The sequence below is a fragment of the Anaerosolibacter carboniphilus genome (assembly GCF_014205875.1).
In the GTDB taxonomy this organism is placed as follows: Bacteria; Bacillota; Clostridia; order Peptostreptococcales; family Thermotaleaceae; genus Anaerosolibacter; species Anaerosolibacter carboniphilus.
The window spans coordinates 59,013-69,490 of record NZ_JACHEN010000027.1 but is presented as its reverse complement, the minus strand read 5'-3'; the positions used below and the strand labels follow the sequence as shown (position 1 = coordinate 69,490).

The 10,478-nt window shown below is 39.2% G+C and carries 9 protein-coding genes; 7 read left to right on the top strand and 2 right to left on the bottom strand.

All coding sequences use genetic code 11. The features are described from left to right. Positions 1-114: 114 nt before the first annotated feature. Complete coding sequence (locus HNQ80_RS18935) at positions 115-2,088, bottom strand: methyl-accepting chemotaxis protein (RefSeq protein ID WP_184312248.1); 1,974 nt, start codon at positions 2,086-2,088, stop codon at positions 115-117. A gap of 24 nt (positions 2,089-2,112) precedes the next feature. On the opposite strand from HNQ80_RS18935, the gene HNQ80_RS25705 reads away from it, so the two are divergent. The 3 genes from HNQ80_RS25705 to HNQ80_RS18925 all read left to right on the top strand — a co-directional run bounded on the left by HNQ80_RS25705 (position 2,113) and on the right by HNQ80_RS18925 (position 4,482). Further along, a complete protein-coding gene (locus HNQ80_RS25705) occupies positions 2,113-2,262 on the top strand; it encodes a hypothetical protein (RefSeq protein WP_207727097.1) in 150 nt (49 codons plus the stop codon). A gap of 374 nt (positions 2,263-2,636) precedes the next feature. Continuing rightward, positions 2,637-3,575, top strand: coding sequence for a nitronate monooxygenase (locus HNQ80_RS18930; protein WP_184312247.1), 939 nt, complete (start codon positions 2,637-2,639; stop codon positions 3,573-3,575). Positions 3,576-3,714: 139 nt separating this feature from the next. Further along, the gene (locus HNQ80_RS18925; RefSeq protein ID WP_184312246.1) at positions 3,715-4,482 is read left to right on the top strand and encodes a DUF2935 domain-containing protein; all 768 of its coding nucleotides are present in this window, start codon (positions 3,715-3,717) and stop codon (positions 4,480-4,482) included. A gap of 75 nt (positions 4,483-4,557) precedes the next feature. On the opposite strand, the gene HNQ80_RS18920 is transcribed toward HNQ80_RS18925, so the two are convergent. Then, on the bottom strand, positions 4,558-5,421 hold the full coding sequence (locus HNQ80_RS18920) for a DUF4438 domain-containing protein (RefSeq protein WP_184312245.1): 864 nt from the start codon (positions 5,419-5,421) through the stop codon (positions 4,558-4,560). Between the two features lie 280 nt (positions 5,422-5,701). On the opposite strand from HNQ80_RS18920, the gene HNQ80_RS18915 reads away from it, so the two are divergent. The 4 genes from HNQ80_RS18915 to asnB all read left to right on the top strand — a co-directional run bounded on the left by HNQ80_RS18915 (position 5,702) and on the right by asnB (position 10,454). Next, the gene (locus tag HNQ80_RS18915; RefSeq protein ID WP_184312244.1) at positions 5,702-6,088 is read left to right on the top strand and encodes an ATP-binding protein; all 387 of its coding nucleotides are present in this window, start codon (positions 5,702-5,704) and stop codon (positions 6,086-6,088) included. A gap of 53 nt (positions 6,089-6,141) precedes the next feature. Then, a complete protein-coding gene (locus tag HNQ80_RS18910) occupies positions 6,142-8,148 on the top strand; it encodes a methyl-accepting chemotaxis protein (protein WP_184312243.1) in 2,007 nt (668 codons plus the stop codon). 1 nt (position 8,149) lies between these two features. After that, complete coding sequence (locus HNQ80_RS18905; RefSeq protein WP_243183410.1) at positions 8,150-8,458, top strand: STAS domain-containing protein; 309 nt, start codon at positions 8,150-8,152, stop codon at positions 8,456-8,458. A gap of 151 nt (positions 8,459-8,609) precedes the next feature. Further along, complete coding sequence (gene asnB, locus HNQ80_RS18900; RefSeq protein WP_184312242.1) at positions 8,610-10,454, top strand: asparagine synthase (glutamine-hydrolyzing); 1,845 nt, start codon at positions 8,610-8,612, stop codon at positions 10,452-10,454. The last annotated feature ends 24 nt before the right edge of the window (positions 10,455-10,478 follow it).

The window sequence follows — 10,478 nt, the reverse complement described above, 5'->3', positions numbered from 1 at the left end:
AGCCTAAAACCCCCATATCACATGGAATAATCCATGCAATCTGAGGGTTTTAAATTGGTCAAGATTAAATATTTTACTTAATGCAACACTAGAACATTTTATGTGCCTTTTTGATTAAAGTTTAAAGATACTGATAGATTGTTTTAGCTCTGTAGACAATTGATTTAGCTTTTCGATTTCTTCAACGATATAAAGAATAGAAGCTGTTTGTTCTTCTGTAGATGCAGTCACTTCCTCTGTACTGGCTGCTGTCTGTTGGGATATAGCAGAAATACTTTCGACTTCCTGAAGGATACTTTGACCTTCACCCTTCACAAGACTTGTCGCTTGGGTAATTTCCTTCACTTGATCTGTAATCATATCTACCACATCTAAAATCTGCTGGAATACCTTTGATGTGTTTTGTACAGACACGCTTTGGGCGCCAATGGCATCGGTAGCTGATTTTACCGTGTCTACAGCCGTATTTGTAGCATGTTGGATATCTTTAATGATATCTTGAATCTTACCTGTAGATATCTGAGATTCTTCTGCTAGCTTACGAACTTCGTCGGCCACTACAGCAAATCCCCTACCTTGTTCACCAGCTCTAGCAGCTTCAATGGCAGCATTTAAAGCCAATAAATTTGTCTGCTCAGAGATCCCTTGAATAACCTCGATAATCTGGCTGATCTGCAGGGCCTTGTCATTTAATGTAAAGATGATGTCTGAAACATTATTAACAGCTTTTGTACTCTGAACCATTTTTATTTCTTGATCTTCAACGATCTGTGTACCGTCTTTTACGAGATCAGCTGCTTTCGATGCAGATTCATAGGAATGGGTACTGCTATCGGCAATTTCGTCGATAGAACGGACGATGCTATTTATAGCGACAGAAGTGGTTTGTACACTTTTTGCTTGATCATCACTGCCCAAAGCTAAGTCATTAATGGCTTCAGAAATCTGGGTGGCCACCTGACCAGCCTGTTGGGATGAGAACAAGACGCCGTTTGCAGTGTTGCTTACATTATCCGAAGCGAGCACCACGTGCTGAATCAAGTTCTTTAGATTATTTTTCATTTCCGTGAAGGAATCAGCCAATTCTCCTATTTCATCCTTTGTACTTACCTGGAAGCTATAGGCTAGATTCCCTTGTGCCAATTGCTTGGCAGCTTCATTTAAGGTAGAAAGAGGTTTCATTGTATATTTAGAGAAAGCGTAACCGATGGCTGCAGCCAAGGACAAAATAATACCTACTAAAATAAGGGTATTCCTTTGAGCCTTTGCAACAGGGTCATAGGCTTCCTGGTCAGATTGTCTTACCACGACAGCCCAACCAACAGAGGGAACAGAAGTATAGCTGCCGAATACTTTGCTGTCATTATAAATATAGTTTTCTGCACCCGTTTGACCATTGAGTGCTTTTGCAACAGTAGGAATATCTGAAACGTCTTTTCTTTCATCAACCAAGGGTTGGTCCTTGTGAGCAAGAATTTGGCCTTTGGAATCTGTGACAAAAGCATACCCTGTTTTACCGATGGTAATTGGCTTTCGCATTTCCTCAATTGCAGAAAGATCTAACGTTCCGCCCAAGATACCTATTAGTTCACCTGAGGGATTAAAGATTGGCGAAGCTATGACGACTGCTGGCTTGCCAGTGGTTTTTGAAATGAGGACATCGCTGATGATGGTTTTTTTCTGGGATATAACGCCTGTAAAATAATCACGATCAGAAAGATTGTCAAACTGTGTCTTGCCGTCAGAACGGGCAACCTGCAGACCAGTTATATCCGTGACATATAACACAGCAAAATTGTGATATCTTTTGTTGAGGGTTTCTAAAACATGTTTTTGATCTTCAGCATTGTAGAGACGGATATCATCGAGGTTAGAGATACCTTCTAGGAGAGCTACGTTGGCTTGAAGAAATGAATCAATTTGATCGCTGAGCCCTTTCACTAACTCTGTAGTGGTGTAAGTAAGGTTCTCCTTAATCAGGGTTACCTGGGTTCGGGCAGATATGTAACCAATTGCCGATACTGAAATGAGAATCAATACAACCAACAGAGAGATAAATTTGGTGCTAAGTTTGATTTGTTTGAACATGTTCGTTTGTGCTCCTTTCTAAAGGTGGATAAAATAGATGGTTTGCTGTTTGCAATAAGGGCAAAGACAGATCCGTCAAGTAGCACCATGGAAATTGGAAAAACCCCGGACATGAACCTTATTTTTAAGCGTTTTAGACATGAAATTGATGTGAAAAATAAAATGAAAAATTAAGAGTTAGTTGATATTATGATATATGTTTTAATGACAATAGTCAACAAAAATTGACAAATTTTGGACTAATGTTGAGAAAAATAGTACTTGAGAATTAGGAAAACAAGCAGAGGTAAACGATAAATATAATTATATTTAAATGTATTATTATTGAAATTTCAGAATAAATATTACTTATGAAGGTGTTGATCGCAGCAACGGTAAAATAAAAAGCCTATATTTTTATGAATATTAAATGCGTTCATTTTATCTCAAGTGTCTTTTTCATAAAAAGCTGTTGTTTAATCTGCATCTATAGATGTATAATTGATGTATATGTTGAAAATGATAGACAATAGGAAAAAGTAAGATGAAAGAAATGAGGATGATTTATGATGAAAACAAAGTTAACTGAATTATTGAATATCCAGTATCCTATCATACAAGGTGCAATGGCTTGGGTTTCAGATGGAAAGTTGGCAGGTGCTGTATCTGCGGCTGGCGGAGCTGGAACCATTGCAGCTGGAGGCAGAACGGCTCAATGGGTAAAGGAGCAAATAGAGATCGCCAGGGGAATTACCGATAAACCTTTTGGTGTTAATATCATGCTTATGGCCGCGAATTGTGACGAAATTGTAGATGTGGTATGCGAAGCCAAAGTGGCATATGCTACATTAGGGGCAGGAAATCCCGTGCCATATTTTGAGAAACTACATAATGCGGGTATCAAGGTTATTCCAGTGATTCCCAATGTGAAGCTGGCCAAAAGAGTGGCAGATAAAGGCGCAGATGCCCTTATTATTGAAGGCATGGAAGCTGGGGGCCATATAGGGAAGCTCACCACGATGGCACTTATGACTCAGGTAATCCCAGAGGTTGATATTCCTGTCGTTGTAGCAGGTGGTATCGCTGAGGGAAGAGGCCTGGCAGCGGCGCTAGTCATGGGAGCAGCTGGTGTTCAGATGGGAACCAGATTCTATGCTTCTGAAGAATGTACTGTCCATATCAATGCAAAAAATAAGATTGTAGAAGCGATAGACACCGATACAGTCGTAACAGGGGCTCTACATGGACATGCTGTTAGAGGTATTCAGAATCAGATGACCAATAAGTACTTAACATTAGAAAAGGAAGGGGCATCTGAATCAGAACTGGAAAAGCTGGTGATTGGTACCAGCAGAAAAGCACCTGTTGATGGAGATGTGGATTGGGGACTTGTGCAAGCAGGACAAAGTCTTACAGTGATTAATGAATTAAAGTCTTGCAGCGAAATCATTGAGAGTATTGTAGCAGAAGCAAAGAAAGCATTAGCTGACGTTCAAAGATATATTTAGATCAAATATATAGAATGACCAAAAGACCTTGGAGAAATCTAAGGTCTTTTCTATCGTTAAATTTTAAATTGTACAAATACCATAACCCTGATATAAAGCATATGTTATAGTAATGTAAAAATAAGGGGGGGATTGCTATATGCTCGACATCAAGGAAGAGATAGAATTTTGGACGGGGATTATGAGAGATCATGGTGAATTCCAGTATACAAACTTATCGCCAAAAGAAGTAGAGGCGATTCAGACTGCCTCCTACTTTATGAGTTTATTTAAGGCACTCCATGAAGAAGTAAAATCTTTCAATGGGGAATTGTCACCTATAGAACTGTCAAATCTGATATCAAAAAACATGGTGGCTTTGGGACAATTTATTCAATTCAAAAGAGTGTTATTGACAAAGCTAATGCAGTGCGATATTGCGTTAGGACTTCCTCCATCCTTTGTCAATCACATGATTAATGAAGCCATGGAATATCATAGGGTTCTTTGCATGGCTCAGGGAACTCTTCCGTTTAACAAGGCATTAGAGAATATTCGTCTTCATAAGGTATGGTTACCAGATGCTTCAGGTCATGCCAGTGCTATCGCAGCAGAATTGGATCCGATTGAGACAGAACTTATTCATAAGGCGGAAAAATTTGTAAAGCGCTTTGATCAGCTATTTAAGAAAGCTTTCGAAATGTTTAAAATGTTCGAAAGAACAGGACTTGAAGATGGCGGACTTCAGTATTTTAATCATGAAGTGGAAGAAGAGCTTCAAAAGTTCATATGTTATCTGGAAAAGGTAAAGGAAGTCAGATCAAACTGCAAAGTTTATGCAACGGGCATGGCTTCACCACTGATGCCAGATCATATGATGCGGGAGGAAAAGTATTATATCTATAGAGTCCAGATATTGCATCAATAATTGAAATGATAGGAAAAAGGAACGTCTACGAAGTTACATAAGATACGTTCCTTTTTATTTTGACCTTACCCTGTTTTATTTAACTTCCATGTAATAGGCTATGTTGGCATTAGAATCCTTTATACCTCTTATTTTTGCGGTTTTACAAGTCATGATGGTCGTTACGCCAGGACCATGGCCCATTTTAATACAATCACTGTGGATGATTACGCCAATGGTTACAGCCCCCTTTAAATATCCTCTACCATAAGAATTATCACAGTCTCTAAGGAGGACAAGATCACCGAAGCGAAGTTGATCTAATCCATACGCTTTATTGGCCTCAGGATCAGCGGTCATGATATCATAATCGCCTTTTGCAGCTGTGGCAGCACCAGTGCCGGATCCCATCAGATAGGCTGGAACCTCCGTAACCACCGGAACCTCTAAACAACCGTCATCAGCTATTTTAATATTCATTTTTTTCAGTAGTTCAGGGTCAAGATTCATGATCATGACTTCATCAAACCCTTGAATTTTCAATCCTTGGCCATAAGATTTTATCAAAATCTGATCATCAATAGACATTTTTTCGAGATCTTTTTGATGAAAGTATATCATAACATGTTCTACACCACCATGGATACCAGTAACAAAGCCTTCCGCACCCTTTGCATCACCACTTACAACCTTGGCTTCGTTGCCGATACAAGCCAGAAGGTTTAAAGCCCCATTAGATTTTTCGTCCTTTGCTTTGATGGTTACCCCTGGCTCAATATGGTCCCCAACCCAACCCATGGCAGGATCTCCAATTCGTACATTATAAGTAATACCACCAGTGGCAGGTAGAATATGGGAAGTCCCATCATGCATCAAGCGGTATGGGTAGACTGAAGATGGATGGGAAATTTGACCCTGAACAGATTGCATCACCAATCTATTCGTATTTGTTTTGATCATGGAAAAGCCCCCTTCATATATTCAGATATTTAGAAACTCGAAAGAAGAATCAATATAAATAGTTCTTCACAAAAAAATTTTCTCCTGTTTTAATTCCACAAAGAAAAAGGAAGTATATGATGAAAGTTGCAAATATAAGAAAGAAATATTATTATCTAAGAAAAAATAGAAATAAATTACAAAATAATACATAATTAGACAGGAACTCTCAGGAAAATATCCAATATATATCTTATCAATGGATTGTAAATGAAAATATAGTTAAAGGATGACACATGGGATGAAAAGAGAAATTATCGTCTATGGATTGGACAAGATCGGAGAAGTGATTGATACTGCTATCAGTGACTTGAACTGGAAGGGAAATTCCTTTGATATAAGGATTATATTGATGGAGGCGTTCACCAATGCTTTTATCCATGGTAATCAAAAGGACACCTTAAAGCCAATTTTTTTTCGGTATGATTTTTCTGACAGCAAGGTTCAGTTCGAGATTCAAGACTGTGGTGATGTGCAGAATGAAGTCAGCATACCGATAGCGTTATCAGAGGAAAGCATTCTTAACGAAAGCGGGAGAGGATTGTTTATTATTCAGTCCTTTTCAGATCATGTTCAATTTCGAAACAATACCTTGATCATTGAAAAAAGTATTGTCTGTCAACCATAGGATATGAAAATCTAGGCGTATTATTTTACAAAGACAAGATGGGGGTTAACGTAATGAGGTTTAGTTTAAGGGTAAAATTATTATTGAGTTTTTTTCTTGCAATCACTGTTCCACTGGGTGTTTTAGGATTTCTATCTTATCAAATGGCTTCCAATGCTTTACAGGAGACCATTGAGCAACAACTCCATGAAACCACCAGTCAGACTAGTAAGGCTGTGGAACAAACGACGGATTCTGCCAAAAAAGTTCTTCGAATTTTGAGCCACAACCAAGATATTATTCGAGCAGCTGCAGGTGAGGGAGAAACAGCGAATCTGAACGCTTTTAACTATCTGAGTAAGGAATACAAAGACAATAGTGATTTGCTTGATTCTTTAATTGTGGCAGATATCAATGGGAAGGGTGTCCTTTCCAATGAAAATCCATCTATAGATATGGATCTGACAGATCGAGATTATGTGAAGAAAGCACTTCAAGGGTCTACTGCCATGAGCGAGGTTATCACATCAAAAATCTCTGGCGAATTGGTGGTAGCCATTGCAGAGCCCTTACTCATTGAAAATAAAGTAGTAGGCGTTTTAATCGGAAGCATCAAGTTTGACAATATCACGAAGCATGTGGGGGAAATAAAAATCGGAGAGAGCGGCTATGCCTATATGGTCAATAAAGATGCTCTTGTGGTAGCCCATCCCAATAAAGAGAATATTCTTAAGCTCAATATTTATGAGACAGATAATCAAGAATTAAAGGCTTTGGCAGAGAAAATGCAAGCTGGAGAGACAGGAACTGGGTTTTATACATATGAGGGCGTTTACAAATTTGTGAGTTTCCAATCTGCAGGAAACTGGGTTGTAGCTGTAACAGCAAACTATGATGATTATATGTCCTCAGCCTTGGATATCCGATTGAATACTATTCTGATTACATTCATCTCGATTCTTGCTGCTATGATATTTGCCTATTTCTATGGGCAATTCGGTATTATTTCTCCGATTCGCAAACTTCAAGGATTAATGAATCGGGCAGGAGAGGGAGACTTAACAGTAATTGCTCAAATAGATACGAAAGATGAGTTCCAAGATTTAGCTACTTCTTTTAATCAGATGATCGAGCACCAGTCAAGCATTGTATCTCAAGTGCGTTCAGGAGCTCAAGAATTGGCGGCTGCCTCGGAGGAAATGGTAGCTTCCTCGGAGCAGGTAAATGGTACGACCCAGACCATTGGCGTCAGCATCCAGGAGGTAGCAAAGGACATGGATCAGCAAAATCACTCAGTTGTAGACGTCTCTAAGGTACTGGTACAACTATCCAGTTTGGTTCAGCTTGCTCAAAGTAAAGCCATGGGGACAAATGATAGCGCCAAACATACCATGGAGACCGCAGAGCAGGGACGAAGCAAGGTAAATGAGACCGTCATTGCTATGGAAGTCATCGAACACAGTACCAATGATACGGCTGAAATTCTGGAGGTTTTAAATGATTTATCCTTGAAAATTGGGGGTATAATCAATACAATCAATCAAATTGCCGAACAGACAAATCTACTTGCTTTAAATGCTGCTATTGAGGCTGCGAGGGCAGGAGAACATGGTAGAGGATTTGCAGTAGTGGCAGAAGAGGTAAGGAAGCTATCAGAGGAATCCAATCAAGGAGCTAAGGAGATCACTGTCATGATTCAACAAATGGTAGAGCAAACAGAAAAAGCTGTTTTATCTATGAATCATGGAAAGGATGCGGTAGAAAATGGCGTAAAGGTCGTAAAAGAAACGGATCAAGCCTTTATAGGCATTATTTATGCTGTGGAGGGCATGGTCAAAAACATCAAAGAAATTGTTGAGATTACAAAGGATGAAGTAGCAACATCAGATCAAGTAATAAAATTGATTGATACTGTTGCCACTATTACAGAAGCCACCAGTGCAAATGGTGAAGAAGTGGCGGCCGCTACAGAAGAACAAACGGCAGCTGTAGAAACTTTGGCTGCTACAGCTGAAGAGGCAAGTTCTATGGCCAATTCTCTAGATGCGTTGGTAAGAAAATTTATTATTAGGGGTGAATAGCATGGAGATCACCATGAACACGCATATAAATGCAGAGCATATTGTAATTCCTAGAAATTTCTCCGTTGAGGAAGTCGGAAAGATTCGAAGCGAGATTTATGGTATGTTTGAAATAGGAAAAATACATTTTGTTATTGATTTCCAGCATTGTGAATTTATCGATAGCACGGGATTAGGAGTTTTAGTAGGGGTATACAAGAGGTGTATGGATAATAGAGGTACTTTGAAAATCATTGGTGTCCATGGAAATGTGCAACGAGTTTTTCAATTGACACGGCTGGATAAAGTGTTTGAAATAGATGCCCATTAAAGAAGAGAAGGTTATAGGAATTTAATTCCTATAACCTTCTCTTCTTTGTACAGGCACAAGAAATCCTTATTAAATAGTAATATATCATATACAAATAATAATCAGAATCAAATAAGATAATTATCAACTGAAAATTAAGGAGGCAATATTCATGTGTGGGATTACAGGATGGATTGATTGGAATCATGACTTAACACAAAAGAGGAATGTATTAGAAGAAATGACGGCTACTCTGGCAAATAGAGGTCCTGATGCTAAAGGCTTATGGTTGTCTTGCCATGCTGCCCTAGGACATCGAAGGCTTTCTGTTGTAGACCCTGAAGGAGGAGCTCAGCCCATGATCAAAGAGAGAGATGGCAATACCTATGTGGTGATATACAACGGGGAGCTGTACAATTTTGTAGATCTTCGCAACGTTTTGAAAAGTAAAGGATATCACTTTCAAAGTAATTCGGATACAGAGGTGTTACTGGTAGCTTATATGGAATGGGGGCCCCAGTGTGTAGAGTATTTTAATGGTATATTTGCCTTTGGCATATGGGATGATAAAAATCAAACCTTGTTTATGGCTAGAGATCGCTTGGGTGTAAAACCCCTCTTCTATGCTGAGACCAGTGACGGCATAGTCTTTGGCTCTGAAATAAAGTCAATTTTAGAAAATGATAGAATCAAAGCGGAGGTAGATGAGGCGGGCTTATCTGAAATCTTTATCATGGGTCCCTCAAGAACGCCAGGACATGGTGTCTTTAAAGGGATTTACGAGGTAAGGCCTGGTTTTTGTCTTCTTTATGATCGAAGTGGCGCCCATCTGCGGAGATATTGGCAGTTTGAGAGTAAACCCCATATGGACGATATGGAAAACACAGAGAAGACCATAAGGGAATTACTAATTGATGCTGTGGAGAGACAACTGGTGGCAGATGTGCCAGTCTGTACTTTTTTATCAGGAGGGATTGACTCCAGCGCCATATCAGCCATTGCGTCAGAAGCATACAAACGGAATGGGACTGGGCAGCTTCATACTTACTCCATAGACTATACTGACAATGATAGGTATTTTAAAGCCAATGAGTTCCAACCTAATTCAGATGGTCCATGGGTAAAAAAAGTATCAGAATACCTAGGTACCCATCATCACTATATATATGTGGATACACAACAGTTGGTGGATGCCTTAGATGCATCTTTATATGTGAGAGATTTACCGGGCATGGCTGATATTGATTCATCTTTATACTTGTTTTGTAAAGAAATTAAAAAAGATGCCACTGTTGCCTTGTCAGGAGAATGTGCAGATGAGATGTTTGGTGGATATCCATGGTTCCATGATACTGAAGCGCTTAAGAATAATTCCTTCCCTTGGGTAAGAAATTTTGAAGAAAGAATGAAACTTCTTTCACCGGAACTCTATCAAAGAATTCAGCCCAAGGATTATTTAGACGCCAGGTATCAAGAAACATTAAAAGAGGTGCCACATCTACCTGGAGAAAAGCCTGAAGACGCAGCGAGGCGTACTCTATTCTACATGAATATGATCTGGTTCATGACGACCTTATTGGATCGTAAGGATCGTATGAGCATGGGAACAGGTTTAGAGGTTAGAGTACCTTTCTGTGATCATAGACTGATGGAATATGTCTGGAACATACCATGGGAAATGAAAAACTGTGATGATCGGGAGAAGGGAATCCTTCGGAGGGCTTTGAAGGGCATTCTGCCTGAGGATGTCATTATGCGAAAGAAAAGTCCTTATCCAAAGACCCACAATCCTAGTTACTTGGCAGCAGTGAGGGAACGCTTAACAACCATCATTGAAAATCCAAATTCTCCATTATTGCAATTTGTAAATAAAGACAAATTAAATCAGCTTCTAAGTGCCAGAGATATTGGCTTTAATAAACCCTGGTTCGGCCAGTTGATGAATGGGCCTCAGTTGTTTGCATATTTGATACAAGTAAACACTTGGTTTGAAAAATACAAGGTGAGCATTAAGTAGAAAAATAAATAAACCAAATGAGAC